Consider the following 22705-nt stretch of genomic DNA (forward strand, 5'->3'; position numbering starts at 1 on the left):
GCGGGGCTCGCAGGCCCGGCTCACTCCTCGCGCTCACTGTGCCGCCTTCGTTCGCGACTGCGGGGCTCGCAGGCCCGGCTCACTCCTCGCGCTCACTGTGCCGCCTTCGTTCGCGACTGCGGGGCTCGCAGGCCCGGCTCACTCCTCGCGCTCACGTCCGGTCCGGCGGGGGGAGCGGCAGGTCCCGGCCGAGCACGCCGAACGGCCGTTCGTCACCGGGGAAGTGGAAGTGCCGCAGGACGTCGGTGAAGCCGAACCGGCGGTAGAGCCGCCAGGCCCGGGACGTCTGCTCGTCGGCCTCGGGGGTGGAGAGGAGCGTGGTGTCGCCCTCGGCCATGGCGAGCAGCGCGCGCAGCTGGCGGGCGCCCAGGCCGTGCCCCTGCGCGGGCGGGCGCACGTGCAGCTCGACCACCTCGAACGGGTGGGTCAGCCAGCGTTGCCGGGCCGGCGCGCCCAGCGCCCGATGCACCTGGTCGTGCCACCACTGGCCGGTGGCGCCGAGATAGCCGTACCCGAAGCCGGCCAGGTGCCCCTCGGTGGTCAGGCTGGCCACGGCGCGGAACCCGGGCCGGCGGACGTGGGTGGCGATGTAGCCGCGCCGGGCCTCCAGCAGGTCGGCGCGGTAGCCCATCGCCTCGCCGTAGACGGCGACCACGTCGTCCAGCCGTCGGACCAGGTCGTCCGGCGTCCAGCGCACCAGCCTCATGCGTTCCCTCTCGCCGCGTGGGGGTCGCCGTCGGCGGCGACCCAGCCGAGCACCGTACGGTCGCCGACCACGTCGGCCACCGCGAACCGCGCGAACAGTTCCTCCGCATACCAGCCCTCGGTGGGGGTGCGGGTGATCGCGGCGCGGTGCTCGGGGGAACGGTACGCGAAGGCGACGAGGTCCGTCGGGTCGCGCCACACGCTCACCGTGCCCTGCCAGCCCAGCGGGGCCTCGCCGACGCCGAACCGGGCGAGCAGTCCGGGCGCGGCGTGCAGCTCGGCGGCGACCGGCGGGATCGCCCGCCAGAAGGTGGCCGCCCGGCGGGCCCGCAGCCGGGCCCGGGTCAGCGCCAGCACCGGCCCGGTGACCCGCCCACCGGCCGGCGTGCCGAACGGCTCCCGGCCGGACCACTCACCCCGGCTGGTCAGTGGCCGCAGCTCCAGCCGGACGGCGGCGGAGGCGGCCCGGGCCCAGGAACGGGCCACCGGGGAGGCGCCGAAGCCGGCCGCGTCGGCGGGGGAGTCCCAGACCACGAGCGCGGCCCACCGGGTCAGGTCGGCGTCGCCGGGGCCGAAGCCGGTGCCGGTCCCGGTGCCGAGCAGTTTGGCGAAGCGGACGCCGGGCAGCCTGCGCAGCCGCGCCGGGTGGGTCGCCATCCGGGTCAGCGCCCCGGGCACGGCCCGGCGGGGGATGCGCCACACGTGCAGCGTGACGAGGTCGGGGTTCACGCCACCTCGGCCGGGTTGCCGGCGGTGATCCGCAGCAGTTCCGCGTACGTGGTGGGGAACACCGCTTGGGGCACGCCGCCGGCCGCCCACACCTCGTCGTATCCGGCCAGGGCCGTGTCGACCAGGGTGCGCAACGGTCCGGGGTGGCCGACCGGGGCGACCCCGCCGATCACCTGGCCGGTGTGCCGCCGGACGAAGTCGGGGCTGGCCCGGCGCAGGTGGGTCACGCCCAGCGTGGCGGCCAGCCCGGCGGTGTCGACCCGGTGCGCGCCGGAGGTGAGCACCAGCAGCGGCGCGTCGTCCGCGTCGAAGATCAGCGAGTTGGCGATGGCGCCGACGGCGACGCCGAGCGCGTCGGCCGCCGCGGCGGCGGTGTGCACTGCCTCCGGCAGCAGGCGGACGCGGCTCGGGCCGCCGGAGCCGTCCCGCGCTCCCGCGTCGTCGAGCGCCCCTTGCACCGCCTGCACGTTCGGGTGTGGCTGCATGCCGGCCATTCTCCCCGCCGCGCCCGCCCGGCGCGCAGCCACCCACGCCGCGTCCCGCCGGCCCGGCTACCGGAACCGGTCGGCGAGCCCGGTCAGCTTGGCGACGTACGCGGGCCAGTCGTGGTCCCGGGGGAGGCTGGTGTTCCCCTGCTGCCAACCGATCGCCCCGTCGTGCTGTTCGCGCAGGATGTCGGCCTGCCCCGCGTGGCGGGCGAGGTCGTAGACCACGCGCACGACGATCTCGTGCAGGGTCACGTCCGGAGCGTCCGGCCCCCACCACGGCACCCGTCCCGGGGCGTCGAGCGGCAGCTCGGCGATCGTCTCGTCGGCGAAGGCCCCGACGCGCCGGTAGAGGTCGATCAGCCCGTCCTTCGTCTCGTCCTCCCGGGCGTACCAGTCCGCCTGCGGGTCCTCCTCCTGCGCGGCCAGGGAGACCAGTTCCTCGGGCGTCGGGAACTCGCGGCCGAAGGTGGGCCCGAAGTAGCCGGCCTCGACGTTGAGGCAGTGCTTGATGATGCCCAGCAGGCTGGTGCCGGTCGGGGTACGGGGCAGCCGGGCGTCGCGTTCGCCCAACCCGTCGAGCTTCCAGATCAGGTCGTCGCGGCACGCCTGGAGGTAGTGGCGCAGCGCCGTCTTCGGGTCGTCCTTGTCAGCCATGCGCGTCAGTCTGCCGCCGCCGGACGAACCGGTGGGGTCACGGCGGGGCGCCGCCGGTGGCGCGGGCGGCGACGAACGCGGCGACGCCGTCGAGGATGCGGGCCAGGCCGAAGTCGAGGGTGTCGTGGTCGGCCGGGCCGTCCGGGCCGGGGCGCAGTGCGGCGTCCAGCGCCGGGTAGCGTTCCTCGCGGCCCCGCACCAGCGCGCCGAACGCCGCCTCCCGGCCGGACCCGGGCGGCAGGCCGGCCAGGTTGCGGGCGTGCCCGACCAGCAGCGTCGCCACGTCCAGCCGCTCGGTCGCGGTGAGCCCCGTCCCGGCGAGCGCGGCGACGACCCGTTCCACCCAGGACAGTTCGTGCGGTCCGGGCAGCCGGGCGCCCACGGCCGCCGCCTGCGCCCACGGGTGCCGGCGGAACCGCTCGACCAGCCGCCGGGTCCAGTCGTCGAGCTGACCGCGCCAGTCGGCCCCGGCCGGTGCCGGCGGGGGTTCGCCCAGCGCCGCGTCCAGCATCAGCGCGACCAGCTCCGCCCGTCCGGGCACATAGCGGTAGAGCGCCATCTTGGTGACGTCGAGCGACTCGGCGACCCGCTGCATGGTGAGCCCGTCCAGCCCGTCCGCGTCGGCGACGGCGATGCCGGCGCGGGCCACGGCGGCCGGCGAGAGGGTGGGGCGGGGCCCCCGCCGGGGGCCGGCGGGCGCGCCCCAGAGCAGCTCGAACAGCCGCTTCTTGTCGACCTCACCGGCCCGCACGGATCGCCCTCCCACCTCGCCGGGGGACGCCGGTCCGCCCGCTACGCCGACGATACGGCCACCTGCGCTCCGGACCCGGCCCGGCCCGGCCCGCGCCGGGCCGGGAAACGGGAACCGGGCCAGCCCGGCGTGGTCCGGACCCGCCCGGCGGCGTCCACCACCAGGGCGGCGTACCCGTCCAGGGTGGCCAGCCAGTCCGGGGCGTCCGCGCCGCGGGCGACCGCCGCGGTCGCGTACACGTCGGCCCAGAGCAGGTCGGGGCCGACCACGGTGACCGACCGGACGGCGCCGGCCGGTCTTCCGGCGCGGGGGTCGGTGATGTGCGTGCCGCGCCGGGCGGTGCCCGAGGTGGCCACCGCGCCGTCGGCCCGTTCGACCACGTCGAGCATCCGGTCCGGCCGGTCGGGGTCCTCGACGCCGACCCGCCAGGGCGGTCGGCCCGGCGCGGCCCGCAGCAGCACGTCACCGCCCGCGTTGAGGCACAGGTCGTGCCCCGCCAGGTCGGTCAGGTGCCGTGCGGCGCGCGCCACCGCCCAGCCCTTGACCAGCCCGGACGGGTCGAAGCCCACGCCGCCGAGGGGCAGCGGCAGGCGACGGGCGTCGAACCACCCGCCGGTACGCGCGCGGGCGGTCTCGCAGAGCGCGGCCACCTCGCGCAGCAGCGGGTGCGTGGTGGTGGCCGGGTCGGGCGGCGCGCCGCCGAGGCGACCCAGCTCGTTGTCCGGCCGGTACGTGCTGAACACCGCGTCGGCCCGGCGCAGCTCGGCGAAGAGCCGGGCCACCCGCTCCGCCACCGCCTCGGTGCGCACCGCCGGACCGCGCAGGTGGACGCTGACCGGCAGCCCCATCACCTGCTCCACCCAGGCGCGCCGGTCCGGCCCGGCCGGCGTGGTCACCGTAGGTGCGCCGCGTCGATGGCGGACTGGAGCGACTCCCGGTAGCCGTCGCTGGTGACGGTGGCCCCGGAGACGGTGTCGATCCGCGCGCTCTGCGCCGTCAGGGCCTCCTGCCGCAGGATCGGCACCGCGTAGTCGTTGATCTCCTGGTCCCGCCGGTTGCCGTCGGGCACCTGGACGGCGGCCACATCGGTGATCTTCCCGCCGGAGACGGTGATCCGCACCTGCACCGGCCCCCACCGGGTCTGCGCCACCGCGCCGGTGGCCGTGCCGCTGCCGTCACCGCCGCCGCTGTCGGTCGTGGCGCCGGCGGTGGCGGCCGCGCTGGTCTCCCCGCCCGCGCCCATGGTGCTGGTCCGGTAGCTGAACAGCAGCACCAGCGCGGCCACCGTGGACAGCGCCCAGATGGTGATCCGTCGCACGGATCCTCCCTTCGCGCCCGTCACCAGGCGAACAGTTCGTGATGGACGTGCGCGTCGGGCACCCCGGCCGCGCGGGCCGCGGCGCGGACGGCGTCGACCCAGCCGCCCGGTCCGCAGAGGAAGACGTCGTGCCCGGCCACGTCGGGGGAGAGCCGGCGCAGCGCCTCGGCGTCGGCGAGCCCCTCGGCGTACGCGGGCAGCCAGGACGGTTGCGACGCCCGCGGGCCGACCAGGTGGTGCACGACCAGCCCGCGTTCGGCGGCGAGCCGGTCCAGCTCGTCGGAGAAGGCCAGGTCCTCCGGGGTACGCGCGCGGTAGGCGAGCACCGCCTGACCGGGCGCGTACGGCAGCTCCCAGAGCAGCGCCAGCAGCGGGGTGAGGCCCACGCCGCAGGCCAGCATGGTGAGCCCGCCGCCGCGCCAGTGCTGCCCGGTGAGTCGCCCGTACGGTCCCTCGATCAGCACCCGGGTGCCGGGGCGCAGGGCGGCCACCCGGGCGCTGTCGTCACCCAGGTCCTTGACCGTGATCCGCATCAGGTCCCGGTGCGGCGGCGCGGACAGCGAGTACGGGTGGGCGCGCGACCAGCCGGGACCGTCCAGGAACCGCCAGAGCAGGAACTGCCCGGCCCGCACCGGCAGCCGGTGCAGGTCCCGCCCACGCAGCCAGACCGAGGTGATCCCGGGCGCTTCGGGCACCACCGCGGCCACCTCGATCCGGTGCCGCAGCGAGCGCCAGGCCGGCAGGCCGAGTCGCCAGCTCAGCACGCTGGCCAGGGCCAGCAGGTAGACCGTCCACCAGTAGGCGCGGGCCGCCGGCGAGGCGAGGAAGTCGGCGCCGGTCCAGAGCTGGTGCGGCAGCGCCAGCGCGACGCCCAGGTAGGCGTAGAGGTGCAGCAGGTGCCAGGACTCGTAGCGCAGCCGCCGCCGGGCCGCGCGGACCGAGGTCACCACCACCAGCGCCAGCGCCGCGGTGGCCAGCAGCATCCCGGGGTACGTGACGACCAGGTCCCAGGTCTCGGCGAGCACGCCCCGGCGGGCGGTGCCGGCGTACCCGAGGACGGTCAGCAGCACGTGCGCCAGCAGCAGGTGGAACGAGGTGAAACCGGCGAGCCGGTGCCAGCGGGCGATCCGGTCCTGGCCGAAGCGGCGCTCCAGCAGCGGCACCCGCGCCATCAGCACCACCTGGATCAGCATCAGGTCGGCGCTGAGCAGGCCGGTGAGCCGGCCGAGCGAGGTGAGCCCGGTGGCCGCGCCGGCCAGCAGCTCCCGCGCCCCGCCGTCGGCGGTCCACAGGGCGGTGACGACCAGCAGGCTGAGCGCGGCGAGGCTGCCGGCGACGTCGGCCCACCAGGCCGGCGGGGCCGGGCGGACGGCCCGTCGGCCGGCCACGGTGGCGGTCACCGGACGGTGTCTTCGATAAGGCGGACGGTCATGGGGTAAACCGTCTGCCGGCGAGTTCCGGTTCTCCTTTGCCGGGGCTGTGCGCCGGCTGAGAATCCGGGCCACGCGCCGGCGTGTCCTCGCCGCGTCACACGTTGCGTTTTCGTCGGTGGGGAGGTGTACTGTCAGGGTAGTTAGAACGAGTGTTCGATTCGATCCCGATCGGTTCCCCGCCGACGCGACCGGACGCACACCGTTCGCCACGCTCCGGAAGCGGTGTTTCGCGGCACCGGCTTCCGGAAGGGTGCGGCTCCGCGGGCCGCACCGGGGCCTCGGACAGTCGCGAGTCCGAGCCCGTCAGGCAGGTCGTCGCCCGCCGCCCACGACCCCCGGGCGGCGGGCGACGGACCCGCCGGCACGCCGGCCGGGTGTGGGTGTGGGGAAGCGTCCACACCCGGCCGGCCGCCAACACCGGTGCGTCTTCCTCCGCACCGACCGCTCCGGGCGACCGGGCGACGGTTTTCCCCGTCGCGCGAGCGCCCGCCCCGGCCACACGCGGAGGAGAGACAGCCATGCCGACCAGTCCGGCCCAGGGGCCCACGGTGCCCGCGCACGTGCTGCCGCACCGCACTCCCACCCAACTGCTCGTGGTGGCCCGCGACGGGTTGGCCGAGGCCGCCCGCACCCGTCCCGACGGTCTTCGCTACGCCGCCGCCCACCTCGCGGCGCTGCGCGCCGCCGCCGCCGTGCTCGCCGCCCGGGCCCGTCCCGCGCCCACCCGGCGCAACCGGATCACCAGCGTCTGGGTGCTGCTCGCCGCCGTCGCGCCCGAGCTGGACGAGTGGGCCGCCCTCTTCGCCGCCGGCGCGAGCAAGCGGGCCGCCGCCGAGGCCGGCATCCCCCGGGTGGTCACCGCCCGGGAGGCCGACGATCTGCTGCGCGCCGCCGAACAGTTCGTGACCGTGGTGGAGTCCGCGCTCGGGCTGGCGCACCAACCGGCGCTCGACGGTCTGCACCGACCGCTCCGGCTCGGCGGCCCCGCCGTCGCGCCGCGCCCGGGTTCGGCCGCCGCCGTGCCGCGTCCCGGTTCGGCCGCCGCCGTGCCGCGCCGCGGGGCGGCTGCCGCCTGAGTCGTGGCGCCCGGCCGCCACCGGCGGGACCCAGGGCGGCCGGGCGCCGCTCCCACCGCACCACACGATCCACAGCACCACCCACGGGCCGGGCCCGTGGCGAAACACGACGGGGGGTTGGTCCGATGGCGGGCCGCATGGTGGTCGGTTCCGCCGCCCTGACCGAGCTGGTACGTCCGGCGAGTGCGCCCGCCCCGTCCGGCGGCCATCGGGTGCTCCCCGTGCGGGCCGAGCTGACCGGGCTGCTGCCCAACCGGGGGCTGCGTCGTGGCAGCACCGTCGCGGTCGGCCTCGGTCAACCCCGGCACAGCGGTGCCACCTCGCTGATCCTGGCGCTGCTCGCCGAGGCGTCCCGGGCCGGCTCGTGGTGCGCCGTGGTCGGCGTACCCACCTTCGGGGCCGGCGCGGCGGCGGAGGCCGGGATCGCCCTGGACCGGCTCGCCCTGGTGCCCGACCCCGGGCCGGAGTGGCCCACCGTGGTGGCCGCGCTCATCGACGGGGTCGACGTGGTGGTCACCGCCGTGCCGACCACGGTCGCCGCCTCGGTCTCCGCCCGGCTGGCCGCCCGGGCCCGCCAGCGTGGCAGCGTGCTGGTCCCGTACGGCCGGTGGGACGGCGCGGACGTGACGCTCCGGGTGGTCCGCGGCGTCTGGCAGGGGCTCGGGCCGGGTCGCGGGCGGCTGCGCCGCCGTGAGGTGACCGTCTCGGCCCGTGGCCGGGGCGCCGCCGCCCGGCCCAAGGAGATCAGGGTGTGGCTGCCCGGCGACGAGCTGACCCGGGTGATTCCCCGCTCCGCCGGTTCCGGTGTCCCTGCCGCCACGCCCCGCCGGCTGCGCGTGGTGACCCCGTGAGCGCGAGGAGTGGGCCGGGTTTGCGAGCCCCGCAGTCGCGAGCTGAGGCACGCCCGTGAGCGCGCCGCCGCGGGCCCTGCTGCTCTGGTGTCCGGACTGGCCCGTCCTGGCCGCCGAGATCGTCGACGGCGTGCCCGCCACCGACCCGGTCGTGGTGCTGCACGCCAACCGGGTGGTCGCCTGCTCCGAGCGGGCCCGGGCCGAGGGGGTCCGGCGCGGGCTGCGGCGGCGGGAGGCGCAGGGCCGCTGCCCCGGGCTCACCGTCGTCGACCACGATCCCGGCCGGGACGCGCGGGCGTTCGAGCCGGTGGTGGCCGCCGTCGAGGAGGTGGTCGCCGGGGTCGAGGTGATCCGGCCCGGCGCGTGCGCGACCGCCGCCCGGGGGCCGAGCCGCTACCTCGGCGGCGAGGAGGCGGCGGCCGAGCGGATCGTCGAGCACGTCGCGCAGAGCTGCGCGGTGGAGAGCCAGGTAGGCATCGCCGACGGTGTCTTCGCGGCCGGGTTGGCCGCCCGGGAGGGTCGGATCGTGCCTCCCGGCGGCACCACGGAGTTCCTGGCCGGCCGGCCGGTCGAGGCGCTCGGCCGGGCCGCTCTGGCCGACCTGCTGCGCCGGCTCGGCATCCGCACCCTCGGCGACTTCGCCGCGTTGCCGGCCGGGGACGTGCTGGCCCGGTTCGGTTTCGACGGGGCGCTGGCGCACCGGCTCGCCGCCGGGCGTGACGACCGTCCGCTCGCGGTCCGGCAGCCGCCCGCCGACCTGACCGTCACCGCCGAGCACGACGAACCGATCGACCGGGTCGACGCCGCCGCGTTCGCCGCCCGGACGCTGGCCGAGCGCCTGCACGAGCGGCTCGCCGCGTACGGGCTGGCCTGCACCCGGCTCGGCATCGAGGCGGTCACCGCGCACGGCCAGGAACTGCACCGGGTGTGGCGGCACGACGGCCTGCTCACCGCCGCGGCCATCGCCGACCGGGTCCGCTGGCAGCTCGACGGCTGGCTCTCCGGCAGCAACGGCCGGGGCGGGGCCCGCCCGACCCGGCCGACCGCCGGCCTCGTCCGGTTGCGGCTGGTGCCGGACGGGGTGCTCGCCCAGGCCGGCCTGCAACCCGGGCTGTGGGGGGAGACCGGCGCGGAGCGGGAACGGGCACACCGCGCGTTGAGCCGGGTCCAGGGCATCCTCGGTCCCGAGGCGGTGGTCACCGCCGTGCTCGGCGGCGGGCGCTCCCCGGCCGACCAGGTGCGCCTGGTCCCGTGGGGCGACGAACGGGTGCCCGCCCGCCCCGGCCCGCCACCCCGGCCGGCCTCCGCGCCGTCGCCCTCTGCGCCGTCGCCCTCCGCGCCGTCGACTCCGGCCGTCGTTGCGGCGGTGCGGCCCGGCTCGGTGGCCGCGGCGGCTGCCCGTTCGGACGCGGTGACGAAGCGGGTCGGTCGGGGCCGGACGGTGGTCGAGCCGCCGTGGCCGGGGCGGATCCCGCCGCCGTCACCGGCGGTGGTGCCGCCCACTCCGTTGCCGGCCGAGGTGCACGACGCGGCGGGTGAGCCGGTCGTGGTGAGCGCCCGACTGGCGGTCAGCGCACCGCCCGCCCGGCTGACCGTGGGCGCCGGCCGACCAACCCAGATCTCCGGCTGGGCCGGCCCGTGGCCGGTGGACGAACGCTGGTGGGCGCCGGCCGAGGCGCGTCGCCGGGCCCGGTTCCAGGTCTGCCTGGCCGACGGCACCGCACTGCTGCTCGCGGTCGAGGGTGGGCAGTGGCTGGTGGAGGCCATCTATGACTGAGCGCCGTGCCCGGGCGCCGCGGCGTGCCGACGTGCCGCGTCGGCTTCCACCCGGTGGAGCCTACGAACTAGATGGTGTAAACGGGTCACCGCGCCGAACCGCCGCTGCCACCCTTGCCGTAGTCGTGGCGACTCATCCGGGCCACCAGGTTTGTAGGCGACCGCAGACCGGCCTTCGACCGGTTGGCTTGGGAGATCTTGGAAGCTCATGGCCCATCCGGGGGCCGAAATACTCCAAGATCTCGGTAGCTGCCGGGCGGGGGAGCGTCGGGTGAGCTTCCACAACCCGAAGCTGCCCTGGTCGAAGCTGGAGCAGGTGCTCTCCGGGCGGGGCGGACCGGGCAAGGGCGAGCGCCACCTGCACGTGGTGGACCCGCTCGCGGTCGACGCCGACGGCGGCGACTCCCCGGCCTGGAGCCGCAAGCGCCAGGAATACCAGCCGCCGGAGCTGGACCGCCCGGACGGCACGGTCCCCTACGCGGAGCTGCACGCGCACTCCAACTTCAGCTTCCTCGACGGGGCCAGCCACCCGGAGGAGATGGCCGAGGAGGCGGCCCGGCTGGGGCTCACCGCGCTCGCCGTCACCGACCACGACGGCTTCTACGGCGTGGTGCGCTTCGCCGAGGCGGCCCGCGCGCTGCGGCTGCCGACGATCTTCGGGGCGGAGCTGTCCCTCGGACTGCCCGGCCCGCAGAACGGCGAGCCCGACCCGCTCGGCCGGCACCTGCTGGTGCTCGCCCACGGCCACGAGGGATACGCCCGCCTGGCCGCCACCATCTCCCGGGCCCAGCTACGCGGCGGGGAGAAGGGCCGCCCGGTCTACGGGGAGCTGGAGCAGATCGCCGCCGAGCTGCGCGACCACGTGCTGGTGCTCACCGGCTGCCGCAAGGGGCACGTGCCCACCGCGCTGCTCACCGAGGGCGTCGACGCGGCGGCCCGGGAGCTGGACCGGCTCACCGCGTTGTTCGGCGCGGAGACGGTGGCGGTGGAGCTGACCGACCACGGCCACCCGGCCGACGCCGACCGCAACGACGCGCTCGCCGAGCTGGCCGCCGCGGCCGGGCTGCCCACGGTGGCCACGAACAACGTGCACTACGCCACGCCGGGCCGGCGCCGGTTGGCGACCACCGTGGCGGCGGTCCGGGCCCGGCGCAGCCTCGACGAGATCGACGGTTGGCTGCCCGCCGCGGCCACCGCCCACCTGCGCAGCGGCGCGGAGATGGCGGCGCGGTTCGCCGCGTACCCGGGCGCGGTGGCGCGGGCCGCCGAGTTCGGCGCGGAACTCGCGTTCGACCTGCACCTGGTCGCGCCGCAACTGCCGGCCTACCCGGTGCCGGCCGGGCACACCGAGATGAGCTGGCTGCGCAAGCTGACCATGGACGGCGCCCGGGAGCGCTACGGCCCGCCCGAGGCGCACCCGGAGGCGTACGCGCAGTTGGAGCACGAGCTGCGGATGATCGACGAGCTGGGCTTCCCGGGCTACTTCCTGGTGGTCTACGACATCGTCGCGTTCTGCCGCGAGCAGGACATCTACTGCCAGGGCCGGGGGTCGGCGGCCAACTCGGCGGTCTGCTACGCGCTGCGCATCACCAACGTGGACGCGGTCCGGCACCGGCTGCTGTTCGAGCGGTTCCTCGCCCCGGAACGCGACGGCCCGCCCGACATCGACGTGGACATCGAGTCCGACCGCCGGGAGGAGGTGATCCAGCACGTCTACGCCCGCTACGGCCGGGAGCACACCGCCCAGGTCGCCAACGTCATCTCCTACCGGCCGCGCTCGGCGGTGCGGGACGTGGCCAAGGCGTTCGGCTTCTCGCCCGGCCAGCAGGACGCCTGGAGCAAGCAGATCGACAGGTGGGGCTCGGTCGCCGCGGTCGACGTGGCGGACATCCCGGAGCAGGTGGTCGCGTACGCGAACGAGTTGCAGACGTTTCCCCGGCACCTGGGCATCCACTCCGGCGGCATGGTGATCTGTGACCGGCCGGTGATCGAGGTCTGCCCGGTGGAGTGGGGCCGGATGCCCGGCCGCAGCGTGCTCCAGTGGGACAAGGACGACTGCGCCGCCGTCGGCCTGGTCAAGTTCGACCTGCTCGGCCTCGGCATGCTGTCGGCGCTGCACTACGGCTACGACCTGATCGGCGCCAGCCTGGACCTGGGCGGGATGACGCTGGACGACCCCGAGGTCTACGACATGCTCTGCCGGGCCGACTCGGTCGGGGTGTTCCAGGTGGAGAGCCGGGCCCAGATGGCCACCCTGCCCCGGCTCAAGCCCCGCGAGTTCTACGACCTGGTGGTGGAGGTGGCGCTGATCCGTCCCGGCCCGATCCAGGGCGGCTCGGTGCACCCGTACATCCGGCGCAAGAACGGCCAGGAGCCGGTGACGTACGCGCACCCGCTGATGCGCAACGCGCTGGAGAAGACGCTCGGTGTGCCGCTGTTCCAGGAGCAGCTCATGCAGCTCGCCATCGACCTGGCCGGGTTCGACGCGGCCGGGGCGGACCAGTTGCGCCGGGCGATGGGGGCGAAACGGTCGGTGCAGCGGATGGCGCGGATCGCCGACCGGCTCTACGCCGGGATGGCCGAGCGGGGCATCACCGGCGAGCTGGCCGACGACGTCTACCGCAAGCTCACCGCGTTCGCCAGCTACGGCTTCCCGGAGAGCCACGCGATGAGCTTCGCCTACCTGGTCTACGCCAGCTCGTGGCTCAAGCGCTACCACCCGGGCCCGTTCCTGGCCGCGCTGCTCAACGCCCAGCCGATGGGCTTCTACTCGCCGCAGACGCTCGCCGACGACGCCCGCCGGCACGGGGTGCAGGTGCGCCGGCCGGACATCAACGCCAGCGGCGCCAAGGCGGTGCTGGAGTCCACCCCCGCGACCCGGTGGGGCAGCGTGCCGGGCGAGCCGCCGCACGCCTGGGGGCTGGGCGGTCCGGCGGTCCGGCTCGGGCTGGGCAGCGTCCGTACCCTCGGCGCGGACGTGGCCGAGCGGATCGAGGCGGAGCGGGCGGCGCACGGGCCGTACCGGGACATGTCGGACCTGGCCCGCCGCGTCGGTCTCACCGCGGCGCACCTGGAGGCGCTGGCCACCGCGGACGCCTTCGCCTGCTTCGGGTTGACCCGGCGGCAGGCGCTCTGGGCCGCCGGCGCGGCGGCGCAGGACCGGCCCGGCCGGCTGCCCGGCACGGTGACCGGCGTGGACCCGCCCACCCTGCCCGGCATGGCGGAGGTGGACCGGCTGGTCGCCGACGTCTGGGCCACCGGCCTGTCCCCGGAGAGCCACCCGGCCCGGTTCATCCGGGACCGGCTGGACGCGCTGGGCGCGGTGCCGATCGCCCGGCTCGGCCAGGTGCCGCCCGGGCAGCGGATCCGGGTCGGCGGGATCGTCACCCACCGGCAGCGGCCGGCGACCGCGGGCGGGGTCACGTTCCTCAACCTGGAGGACGAGACCGGCATGCTCAACGTCACGTGTTCACCGGGGCTCTGGCAGCGCTACCGTCGAATCGCCCGCACCAGCGGAGCGCTTGTGGTGCGGGGCCGGTTGCAGCGGCACGAGGGCGTCACGAACCTCACCGCGGACCGGCTGGACGCGATCGAGCCGCCCGTCACGCCGGCGTCTCGGGACTTCCGTTGACGCCAGTGATCCACATTACGGTTTCCGAGGGCCGGACACGGGAGACTCCCGGAGGCGGTGGGCAGAGTCGCCCACCCCGGCATGGGGGATGAACGATGACCTTTGACAGCACGTACCCCGGTGGCGTGGCCAACGCCCGGCGGACCCGGCTCGGCGCCGGGTGGGCGCCCACCCACGAGATCGAGCCGCGGGAGCACCAGGTGACCGACGGCCCGGTGGCCAACGCCCAGCGGTCCCGCGCCGAGGAGGACCCGGCGGGCGGCGGCGAGTCCTGACCCCTGGTTAGGCTCGGCGGCGTGGAGCAGACCCGAACCCTCAGCCCCCGCACCGCAGTGATCTGGGCGGTGCTCCGGGCCGAACTGGACCGGCGGGCCGGCGAGCGGCTCTCGGTGCTCGACGTCGGCGGCGGGACCGGCGGTTTCGCCGTCCCGCTCGCCGAGGCCGGCCACCGGGTCACCGTGGTCGACGCCAGCCCCGACGCGCTCGCCGCGCTGACCCGCCGGGCCGCCGAGGCCGGGGTCGCCGACCGGGTACGCGCGACCCAGGGCGACGCCGACGCGCTCACCGGGCTGGTCGAACCGGCCTCCGTGGACCTGGTGCTCTGCCACTCCGTCCTGGAGGTGGTCGACGAACCGGAGCCGGTGATCGCCGCGCTGGCCGGCGCGCTGCGCCCCGGCGGCGCGGCGAGTGTGCTGGTCGCCGCGCGGGCCGCCGCCGTGCTCGGCCGGGCGATCAACGGTCAGCTCGCCGCCGCCGCCGCGCTCGCCGCCGACCCGCACGGCACCGCGGGCGGTCGGGACACGCTGCACCGCCGCTACGACGCCGACGGCGCGGGCGCGCTGCTCACCGCCGCCGGGCTCGCCGTCGAGGAGATCCACGGCGTACGGGTGCTCGCCGACCTGCTCCCGGCCGCCGTGGCGGACGGGCAGCCGGCCGCCCTGCTCGACCTGGAGTGCGCCCTGGCGGCGAAGCTGCCCTACCGCGACCTCGCCGCCCAACTGCACCTGTTCGCCCGCCGCCCGGCATGACCGGCCCGGTCCCCGGGCCGCTGGACCGGGTCCCGCCCCGCTACGGCGGCGGCAGCCTGGTCGACGTGCTGCCCAGCGCGCTGTCGCTGTTCGGCGTCCCGGGTGCGGTCGACCGGCTCGGCCTGACCTCACGGCTGGCCGGAGTGCGCCGGATCGCTGTGCTGCTGGTCGACGGGCTCGGCTGGCACCAGATCCCCACCGCCGCCCGGTACGCGCCGACGCTGGCCGGCCTGGCCGCCACCACCGGCTCCCCGCTCACCGCGGGTTTCCCCTCCACCACCCCGACCGGCCTGGTCGGTCTCGGCACCGGCGTGGCGCCCGGCGCGCACGGGGTGCTCGGCTTCACGGTCCGGGTGCCCGGCACCGACCGGGTGCTCACCCACGTCGACTGGGCCGGTGACCCGGACCCGTCCCGCTGGCAGCCGGTCCCCACCTGGTACGAGCGGGCCCGCGCCGCCGGGGTGGCGGTGACCGTCGTCAGCCGGCCCGAGTTCGCCGGCGGCGGCCTCACCATGGCCGCGAACCGTGGCGGCGACTACCGGGGCGCGGCCGGGGCCGACGCGCTCGCCGCCCGGATGCTTGCCGCGCTGGCCGCCGGCACGGGGCCGACACTGGTCTCCGGCTACCACCCCGACCTGGACCGGCACGGGCACCTCAGCGGTGTCGACTCGCCGCCCTGGCGGGTGGCCGCCGCCGAGGTGGACGCGCTGCTGGCCCGGCTGGTCGACGGGCTGCCGCCGGACGCCGCGCTGCTGGTCACCGCCGACCACGGCCAGCTCGACGTGCCGCCCGGGCACCGGATCGACCTGGACGCCGATCCGCGGCTGCGGGCCGGCGTCCGGGTGGTGGCCGGTGAGCCCCGGGTGCGCTACCTGCACGTCGAGCCGGGCGCGCAGGCCGACGTGGTGGCCGCCTGGACGGCGGTGCTGGGCGGCGCGGCCGACGTGCTGACCCGGGCGGAGGCGGTGGCGACCGGCTGGTTCGGGCCGGTGCCCGAGGCGCACCTGGACCGGATCGGCGACGTGGTGGTGGTCTGCCGGGACACGTACGCGGTCCTCGCCACCGCTTCGGAGCCGCCGATGGTGTCGCGGCTGGTGGCGTACCACGGCGCGGACACCGCCGCGGAGATGATCGTGCCGTTGCTGGTGGTCCGGGGCTGACCGGCGTGGGTGTCGGACCGGCGGGCTAGCCTGCGGGCATGGGCCGCAGCCAGTCGTTGCCCCGGGGCGGTGATCCGCGCTTCGGGCCGGACGCCGACGACACCGGCTGTTCGATCCTGCACGTCGACATGGATGCCTTCTTCGCCTCGGTGGAGGTGCGGCGTCGCCCCGAGCTGCGCGGCCGGCCGGTGGTGGTGGGCGGCGTGGGCCCGCGCGGCGTGGTCAGTTCGGCCAGCTACGAGGCACGCCGGCACGGGGTGCGCAGCGCGATGCCCACCGCGCGGGCGCGCGCGCTCTGCCCCGACGCGGTCTACCTGCCGCCCGACTTCGGCGCCTACGCGGCGGCGTCGGGCGCGGTGATGGGGATCTTCCGCGACGTCACCCCGTTGGTCGAGCCGCTCTCGTTGGACGAGGCGTTCCTCGACGTGGCCGGCGCCCGGCGGCTGTTCGGTCCGCCGGCGGCCATCGGTGCGCTGATCCGCCGCCGGGTGGCCGAGGAGCAGCGACTGACCTGCTCGGTCGGGGTGGGGTCGAGCAAGTTCGTGGCGAAGCTCGGCTCCACCCGGGCCAAGCCGGACGGGCTCCTGGTGGTCCCCGCCGACCGGGTGCTGGACTTCCTGCACCCGCTGCCGGTGTCGGCGCTGTGGGGGGTCGGCGAGCGGTCGGCGGAGGCGCTGCGCCGGCTCGGCCTGCGCACCGTGCGCGACCTGGCCGAGGCGTCGCCCGGTCTGCTGCGCCGGGCGGTGGGGGAGGCGTCCGCCGCGCACCTGCACGAGTTGGCCTGGGGGCGGGACCCGCGCGGGGTGTCCCCGGAGCACGTGGAGAAGTCGATCGGCGCGGAGACCACCTTCGAGACCGACGTCACCGACCCGGCCGAGATCCGGCGGGCCCTGCTCGCCCTCGCCGACAAGACCGGCGCCCGGCTGCGGGCGGCCGGGCAGGTGGGTCGCACGGTGTCGCTGAAGGTCCGGTTCGCCGACTTCCGCACGGTGAGTCGCGCCCGCACCCTCGCCGTGCCGACCGACACCGCCCGGGAGATGTTCGACACTGCCTGGGGGCTCTGGGGGGTTCTCGCCCCGGGCGAGCCGGTCCGTCTGGTCGGCGTACGGATGGAGGGGCTCGCCCCGGCGAAGGAGACGCCGCGGCAGCTCACTTTGGGTGAGCCGGAGCGGGGTTGGCGGGAGGCGGAGGCCGCGGCGGACTCGGCGGCTGCCCGATTCGGGCGGTCCGTCATAGGTCCGGCCAGTCTTCTGGGCCGGCGCGACCAGCGGCGAGTCGAAAAACCGACCCGGCCGTAGGTCGTCCCGCTTTCCGACGCGCGAGGGCCCTCGTAGACTTGCGGGTAAGCAGCCGGTTGGCTGCCACGGTCTGTCGGCCCGACCGGGCCGACCAATGTGACCGGGGAGGAGTGCCGTGCCGCTCTCGGAGCACGAGCAGCGGCTGTTCGAGCAGATCGAGCAGTCGCTTGCCGAGGATCCCAAGTTCGCCTCGGCTGTGCGCGCCAGCGACCCGCGTTTCCACGCGCGGCGTCGCGTGCTCGTCGCTGCCGGCGTGGTCGTCGTTGGTCTGGCCCTGTTGATCTACGGGGTCGTGATCAAGATTCCCGCGGTGGCCGTGGCGGGCTTCGTCGTCATGCTGGCCTCGTCGGGCTACGCGGTGCAGTCGCACCGCCGATCCCAGTCGCCCGACCTGCACGTGGTCGGCGGCACAACGACGAGCCGGCGTCGCCCCCGGGGCCGCAGCGGCGGCCGGCGAGGCTCCTTCCTCGACCGGATGGAGGACCGCTGGCGGCAGCGCCCGGAGGGCCACCGCTGACCACACCCCGCCCCTGACCGGGCGGGCGGCGACTGGACCGTGCTTGCCGACACCCGTCGGCGAGCACGCCGGCTCCGTGGTGCCCTCGGTCCGGCGGCCACCGGGACAGCCTCCCTCGACGGGCATGCACCGAGGGCCGGCCGGCCGTCACCGCACCGGTCAGCGGGCCGGGCGGCCCGCCAACAGGCGACGGGGGTTCCACCGCAGCATCCGCTGCCGCGCCTGCCCGGTGGTGGTGACCAGCCCGGCCGATCGCTCGGCCAGCGCGGTCCGCCACCGCAACAGCACCGACGGCGGCAGCACCGCGGCCAGCAGCCGGGTACGCCGGCTCGCGCGCGCGGCCAGCGCCCCGCGTACCGTCCGCAGCGCCGGCTGCAACTCGACGTCGGTGAGCGGGTCACGGGCGTAACGGGCCCGCTCCTCGGCCCGACCCAGCAGCCGCACCCCGGTCACCGCCTCCCCGTCGGCGACCAGCGCCTCCCGGGTCAACCGCTCCGCGGTCGCCCGCGGCGTCTCGGTGCCGTCGACCGGCACGTGGAAGTCGACGAGCGTGTCCAGCAGCTCGTCCCAGGCGGCGTGCGCGTCGGCGCGAGCCACCTCGGCGTCCACCCCGACCACGATCTCGCGGCTCTCACCCCGCTGACCGGGCACCGTCACCGCAGTCGCGGCCGGCACCGTCGCCCGGACCCGGCGTCGGCGACGCAGCGCCGAGCGGCGCAGGGCCGGCACGGCGAGCAGGACCAGCAGGGCGATCACCCCGGCCAGCCACCACGGCCAGACCGTGTCCCGCCGGGCCGGCCCGCCCTCGCCGACCGCCAAGCCCTGGTCGGCGTCCTTGTCGAGACGGTCCGGCTCGTCCGGCCCGGCCGACGGGTCCGCCCCGCCGGGCGCGGCGCTGCTGCCCGGCGACGGAGTGATCTCCTGCGGCGCGTCGGTGTCCGGGGCCCACGCGGACCGGACCGAGCCGGCGATGCTGGCCGCCGGGGTGGCGTCGAACGGCACCCAGCCGATCCCACCGAAGTAGACCTCGGTCCAGGCGTGCAGGTTCTGGTTGGTCAGCACGTAGGTGCCGCCGTCGGCGTTGCTGCCGTTGGTGAACCCGACCGCCACCCGGGCCGGCACACCGGCGGCCCGGACCAGCCAGGCCATCGCGGCGGCGTACTGCTGGCAGTAGCCGACCTTGGTGGCGAGGAAGTCGGTGATGTCCGCGCCGCTGCTGCCGTTGCGGGTGGAGAGCGCATAGGTGAAGCCGTTCTCCACCGAGAAGTAGTCGTAGATCGCCCGGACCTTGTCGTAGTTGGTCCTCCGGCCCTCGGTGAGGCGGGTGACCAGCCGCTCCACGTCCGGGATCGTCGGCCGGCTGGTCTGCTGACGCATCACGGCGCTCTCCGACGGCGGGGTCGGCGCGGCGCGCAGCGCCGCCGGGCTGAACGTCGACCGCACGTAGTCGAAGGAGTAGCGCTTGCCGCGCGCGTTCTCCCGGTTGGAGAAAACGACCTGCTGGTTCGGGTCGTAGCGCCAGTTGCCGTTGAGGTCCTCGGTGCGGACCGGCTCGGCGTAGACCGGCAGCAGCGGCATGTTCAGGTTCTTCGTCACCTCGACGGTGGCCCGGTAGCTGCGCTGCTCCACCCCGCGGGGCGCCTGTTCGGCCGGGTCGGGCAGGTCGCGGGTGACCTGCGGCCCGCTCGGCACGCGCGCCTGGAACCCGCTCGGCCGCAGATCGTCCACCACGCCCAGGCGCAGGTAGAACGGGTTCGCCTCGTTGGTAGTGACCTTGACCAGGTCGAACCGCTCACTCTGGTTGAGCTGGCCGCTGAGCGCGGCGAACAGGTCGATCCGGCCGCTGCTGCCGCCCTGGCCGGGCCGCCCGGTGCCGTCGCCCGGGCCGGTGCCGACGTTGTTCAGCAGGCCGCCGGTCATCCCGGGCACGGCCAGCGGCAGCACCACCGCCACCAGCACCCCCACCACGGCCAGCCGCCGCCCGGCCGCGGCCAGCGGCGACGCCTCCCAGACGTCGACGTCGCGGCCCTCGCCGGTGAACCGACGGCCGAACCGGCGCACCCGGTCGACGTTGTCGGTGACCAGCAGCCACAGGTAGCCGGCGGCGCCCACCACGAACGGGACGGCGGGGACGCTGTCCACGTAGACCGCCACCGGCACCGAGTAGATGGCCAGCATCGGCAGCCCGGCCAGCGCCGGCCGGCGCAGCCCGACCGCGAGCACGTCGACCACCACGGCCACCGCGCCGATGCCGAGCACGGCGAGGAAGAGCAGCGAGTCGACGTCGGGGACCTTCACGCCGTACGCGCGCATGTCCTGCGACGAGGTCTGGAGCAGGTCGCCGAAGTGGGCGAACGTGGCCGGGGTGGGCACGAACGCGAGCAGCTCGGTGCCACCGGGGAAGACCCAGGTCAGGCCCAGCGTCAGGCCGGCCAGCATGGCCAGCAACTGACCCCACAGCGGGGCCCGGCCCAACCGGCTCAGCGCCGCCGCGCCGGCCACCACGGAAACCACGATGGCCGCCTGGACCAGCCACGTCCAGCGCTCGAAGATCGCCGACAGCGGGGCCGCCGCCAGCAGGGTCGCCGCCGCGGCGACGAAACCGATGTTGCGGTGCGGGGTCACCGAATCGTCCTTCCGGTCATCGCATGCCACCGGCGACCGTCTCGGCCAGCGCCGCCCGCAGGGCGAAGCCCTGCGAACCGCGACCGGCCTGCGGCCACAGCGCCGGCAGCCGGTTGCCGTGCTCCACCCCGATGACCCGCCAACCGCTCTGCACCAGGGCGAGGGCGGAGCCGCCGTGCGCCCGCTCCGCCTCGGCCCGGGCCTTGGCCGGCAGGTTCAGCCAGGTGTTGCTGTCGAGCAGGAACGCCACACAGGTGGCGCCGTTGCCGCGCAGGCCGGCCAGCAGCTCCGCCTCGGCATCGCCGAGCGTGCCGAACAGCGCGATGATCAGGCCGCCGTCGGCCCGCTGCCGGACCTGCTGCACCAGCGTGGTGATCTCGCCGCGTCGGTCCAGGTGCACCTCGGCGAGATGGTCGAGGAGCAGACCCTCGCCGCCGGCCTCGGTGGCGCCGACGTCCACCCCGTTGCCGGTGACCAGGCGCAACTTGTAACCGGCCTGGCGCAGGTGCACGGTGATGCTGGCGGCGGCCGAGACGGCCCACTCGAAGCTGGCCGTCGGCCCCTCGCCGCGGTGGCCGGCGGCGCGGGTGTCCAGCACCACGGTGGCCCGGCTCTCCCACGGCTGCTCCTCGCGGCGCACCATCAGCTCACCGGTGCGGGCGGTGGACTTCCAGTGCACCCGGCGCAGGTCGTCGCCCCGCCGGTACTCCCGGGTGGCGGCGTCGTCCTCGCCGTGCACCGCGACCGAGCGGGCCCGGCTGTCGCCGCTGCCGGCGTACTCGCCCGGCAGCCGGACCGAGGGCAGCGGGGTGACCTGCGGGATCACCGTGAGGTGGTCGGTGCTGGGGAACGAGCGGGTCAGCTCGCACAGCCCGAACGGGTCGGTCAGCCGGATCACCAGCGGACCCACGTCGTAGCGGCCGCGCACGTCGGCGCGGACCGTGTACGCCACCGAGCTGGCCTGGTGCGCGCCGAGCCGCTCCAGCACCACCCGGGGTCGGCTGCCCAGCGCGTAGGGCAGCCGGTCCTCCAGCAGCAGGGTGCCGGTGGGCAGCCGGGACAGGTTCTGCAACCGCAGCACCACCCGGGAACTGGCGCCGACCGGCACCCGGTGCGGTTCGAGCGTGCGGTGGCAGGCCAGCTTGTACCGGCTGCGCCCCACGTACGCGGCCGCGAGCAGCGGCAGGACGGCCAGCAGGACGGCCACCCGGAGCAGGTCCTTCTCGCCGAGGATGCCGGCGGAGATCGCGGCGGCGACCGCAGCCGCCAGGAAGGATCGGCCGCGGGTGGTCAGCCCGCGCAGGCCGTCACGCACGTCATGGCCTCCGCGGCTCGAACGGCCCGCGGCCGTTGCCGCCGCCGGGTCGGGTGTCGTACGGGGAGCGCTGCCGGTCGTGCGGCAACGGCAGGCGATGCACCAACTCGGAGACGATCGCGTCGGTGGTGCGGCGGGCCAGCTGCGCGTCCGCGGTCGGGATGATCCGGTGCGCCAGCACCGGCACCGCGAGGGCCTGCAGGTCGTCCGGGAGGACGTAGTCGCGGCCCTCCAGGGCGGCCACCGCGCGGGCGGTGCGCAGCAGTTGCAGGGTGGCCCGCGGGGACGCGCCGAGCCGCAGGTCGGGTGCCTCCCGGGTGGCGGTCACCAGGGCGATCGCGTACTGCTTGACGGCGTCGGCGACGTGCACCTGGCGGACGTGGCCGATCAGCCGGCGCACGGTGGCCGCGTCGGAGACCGGCCGCAACCCCGGCAGCGGGTCGTTGGCCCCGTGCCCGTCGAGCATGGCCAGCTCGGCGCTCGGGTCCGGGTAGCCCATCGCGATGCGGGCGGTGAACCGGTCCCGCTGCGCCTCCGGCAGCGGGTAGGTCCCCTCCATCTCGATCGGGTTCTGCGTCGCGATCACCATGAACGGCGTCTGGAGCTGGTAGGTCACCCCGTCGACCGTGACCTGTCGCTCCTCCATGCACTCCAGCAGCGCGGACTGGGTCTTCGGGGAGGCCCGGTTGATCTCGTCGCCGACGACCAGGTTGGCGAAGACCGCGCCCGGGCGGAACTCGAAGTCGTGGGTCTCCTGGTTGTAGACGCTGACGCCGGTGACGTCGCTGGGCAGGAGGTCGGGGGTGAACTGGATGCGGCGGACCGAGCAGTCGATGGACCGGGCCATCGCCTTGGCGAGCTTGGTCTTGCCGACGCCGGGCACGTCCTCGATGAGCAGGTGCCCCTCGGCGAGCAGCACCGCCAGGGCGAGCCGGACGGTGGCCGTCTTACCCGCGATGACCTGCTCGATGTTGGCCACGATGGCCTCGCTGGCGGCACGGAACTCGTCGTGCGGCAGCAGACCGCCCACCTCGTCCCAGGTCTGTTGTGTCACGGGCCTCCTCCTCGTCGCCGGAACGGCAGCTCTGAATAAGAGCACCTGGACCCGTCGTTGGGTTCGCGACGCCGAGCCTCGTCTGCCGCACGCATCTCACTGGCCTCTCAGGCTAACCATGTTTCTCGTCAACGCCGACTCCCGCAGGTGGTCGGTCGGTTACACCCGGAATATTCGCCGGACGGGGGATCGGGGTACACTGCCGGGCATGGCCGGAGTGTTCCTGCTTCTTACCGAGCCGTGCTGATGCGCTGAACGCGCGACAGCACGGCCGCCCCTCCTGCGCGAGGGGCTTT

General features: G+C 75.9%; 20 protein-coding genes. 9 read left to right on the forward strand and 11 right to left on the reverse strand.

All coding sequences use genetic code 11. The features are described 5' to 3' along the window. Window positions 1-151 precede the first annotated feature (151 nt). The 8 genes from AB0H28_RS16140 to AB0H28_RS16175 form a co-directional block, all read right to left on the reverse strand. Window positions 152-706: a GNAT family N-acetyltransferase gene (locus AB0H28_RS16140; protein ID WP_358039899.1), complete on the reverse strand. Its 555-nt coding sequence runs from the start codon at window positions 704-706 to the stop codon at window positions 152-154. Next, window positions 703-1434, reverse strand: a complete 732-nt coding sequence (locus tag AB0H28_RS16145) for a monooxygenase (RefSeq protein ID WP_358039903.1) — start codon at window positions 1432-1434, stop codon at window positions 703-705. Before AB0H28_RS16145 ends, AB0H28_RS16140 begins: the two co-directional genes overlap by 4 nt. Beyond that, window positions 1431-1919 carry a YbaK/EbsC family protein gene (locus tag AB0H28_RS16150; RefSeq protein WP_358039906.1) on the reverse strand — a complete coding sequence of 163 codons (489 nt, stop codon included), beginning with the start codon at window positions 1917-1919 and terminating at the stop codon, window positions 1431-1433. Before AB0H28_RS16150 ends, AB0H28_RS16145 begins: the two co-directional genes overlap by 4 nt. 66 nt (window positions 1920-1985) lie before the next feature. Then, window positions 1986-2576, reverse strand: coding sequence for a DinB family protein (locus AB0H28_RS16155; protein ID WP_098746671.1), 591 nt, complete (start codon window positions 2574-2576; stop codon window positions 1986-1988). Window positions 2577-2613: 37 nt separating this feature from the next. Beyond that, complete coding sequence (locus AB0H28_RS16160) at window positions 2614-3327, reverse strand: TetR/AcrR family transcriptional regulator C-terminal domain-containing protein (RefSeq protein ID WP_358039909.1); 714 nt, start codon at window positions 3325-3327, stop codon at window positions 2614-2616. A 41-nt stretch (window positions 3328-3368) separates the two neighbouring features. Continuing rightward, a complete protein-coding gene (locus tag AB0H28_RS16165; protein ID WP_358039912.1) occupies window positions 3369-4223 on the reverse strand; it encodes an FAD:protein FMN transferase in 855 nt (284 codons plus the stop codon). Continuing rightward, window positions 4220-4645, reverse strand: coding sequence for an FMN-binding protein (locus tag AB0H28_RS16170; RefSeq protein WP_358039915.1), 426 nt, complete (start codon window positions 4643-4645; stop codon window positions 4220-4222). The genes AB0H28_RS16165 and AB0H28_RS16170 overlap by 4 nt, the downstream gene beginning before the upstream one ends. A gap of 20 nt (window positions 4646-4665) precedes the next feature. Continuing rightward, window positions 4666-6045, reverse strand: coding sequence for a ferredoxin reductase family protein (locus tag AB0H28_RS16175; protein ID WP_358039918.1), 1380 nt, complete (start codon window positions 6043-6045; stop codon window positions 4666-4668). Between the two features lie 551 nt (window positions 6046-6596). Between AB0H28_RS16175 and AB0H28_RS16180 the strand changes: the two genes are divergently transcribed. The 9 genes from AB0H28_RS16180 to AB0H28_RS16220 all read left to right on the forward strand — a co-directional run bounded on the left by AB0H28_RS16180 (window position 6597) and on the right by AB0H28_RS16220 (window position 17415). Continuing rightward, the gene (locus tag AB0H28_RS16180; protein WP_358039921.1) at window positions 6597-7154 is read left to right on the forward strand and encodes an SAV_6107 family HEPN domain-containing protein; all 558 of its coding nucleotides are present in this window, start codon (window positions 6597-6599) and stop codon (window positions 7152-7154) included. Between the two features lie 125 nt (window positions 7155-7279). Continuing rightward, window positions 7280-8005, forward strand: coding sequence for a hypothetical protein (locus tag AB0H28_RS16185; protein ID WP_358039924.1), 726 nt, complete (start codon window positions 7280-7282; stop codon window positions 8003-8005). 55 nt (window positions 8006-8060) lie between these two features. Next, entirely contained in the window at window positions 8061-9782 is a 1722-nt protein-coding gene (locus AB0H28_RS16190) for a DNA polymerase Y family protein (RefSeq protein WP_358039927.1), read from the forward strand. A 270-nt stretch (window positions 9783-10052) separates the two neighbouring features. Further along, window positions 10053-13412, forward strand: a complete 3360-nt coding sequence (locus AB0H28_RS16195) for an error-prone DNA polymerase (RefSeq protein WP_358039929.1) — start codon at window positions 10053-10055, stop codon at window positions 13410-13412. Window positions 13413-13507: 95 nt separating this feature from the next. Next, window positions 13508-13687 carry a hypothetical protein gene (locus AB0H28_RS16200; protein ID WP_358039932.1) on the forward strand — a complete coding sequence of 60 codons (180 nt, stop codon included), beginning with the start codon at window positions 13508-13510 and terminating at the stop codon, window positions 13685-13687. A gap of 21 nt (window positions 13688-13708) precedes the next feature. Then, on the forward strand, window positions 13709-14440 hold the full coding sequence (locus tag AB0H28_RS16205; protein WP_358039934.1) for a methyltransferase domain-containing protein: 732 nt from the start codon (window positions 13709-13711) through the stop codon (window positions 14438-14440). Next, the gene (locus tag AB0H28_RS16210) at window positions 14437-15600 is read left to right on the forward strand and encodes a nucleotide pyrophosphatase/phosphodiesterase family protein (protein ID WP_358039937.1); all 1164 of its coding nucleotides are present in this window, start codon (window positions 14437-14439) and stop codon (window positions 15598-15600) included. The genes AB0H28_RS16205 and AB0H28_RS16210 overlap by 4 nt, the downstream gene beginning before the upstream one ends. 38 nt (window positions 15601-15638) lie before the next feature. Beyond that, on the forward strand, window positions 15639-16898 hold the full coding sequence (locus AB0H28_RS16215; RefSeq protein WP_358039940.1) for a DNA polymerase IV: 1260 nt from the start codon (window positions 15639-15641) through the stop codon (window positions 16896-16898). A 115-nt stretch (window positions 16899-17013) separates the two neighbouring features. Beyond that, on the forward strand, window positions 17014-17415 hold the full coding sequence (locus AB0H28_RS16220; protein WP_358039943.1) for a DUF3040 domain-containing protein: 402 nt from the start codon (window positions 17014-17016) through the stop codon (window positions 17413-17415). A gap of 159 nt (window positions 17416-17574) precedes the next feature. Here the strand turns inward: AB0H28_RS16220 and AB0H28_RS16225 are convergent, their stop codons facing one another. The 3 genes from AB0H28_RS16225 to AB0H28_RS16235 are packed head-to-tail and all read right to left on the reverse strand — an operon-like array spanning window position 17575 to window position 22409. Further along, on the reverse strand, window positions 17575-20040 hold the full coding sequence (locus tag AB0H28_RS16225; protein ID WP_358039946.1) for a DUF3488 and transglutaminase-like domain-containing protein: 2466 nt from the start codon (window positions 20038-20040) through the stop codon (window positions 17575-17577). Between the two features lie 16 nt (window positions 20041-20056). After that, window positions 20057-21355 carry a DUF58 domain-containing protein gene (locus AB0H28_RS16230; RefSeq protein WP_358039950.1) on the reverse strand — a complete coding sequence of 433 codons (1299 nt, stop codon included), beginning with the start codon at window positions 21353-21355 and terminating at the stop codon, window positions 20057-20059. Window position 21356: 1 nt separating this feature from the next. Continuing rightward, the gene (locus AB0H28_RS16235) at window positions 21357-22409 is read right to left on the reverse strand and encodes a MoxR family ATPase (protein ID WP_358039953.1); all 1053 of its coding nucleotides are present in this window, start codon (window positions 22407-22409) and stop codon (window positions 21357-21359) included. Between the last annotated feature and the right edge of the window lie 296 nt (window positions 22410-22705).

Origin of the sequence: Micromonospora sp. NPDC050980 (genome assembly GCF_040653835.1) — a bacterium.
Classification (GTDB): domain Bacteria; phylum Actinomycetota; class Actinomycetes; order Mycobacteriales; family Micromonosporaceae; genus Micromonospora.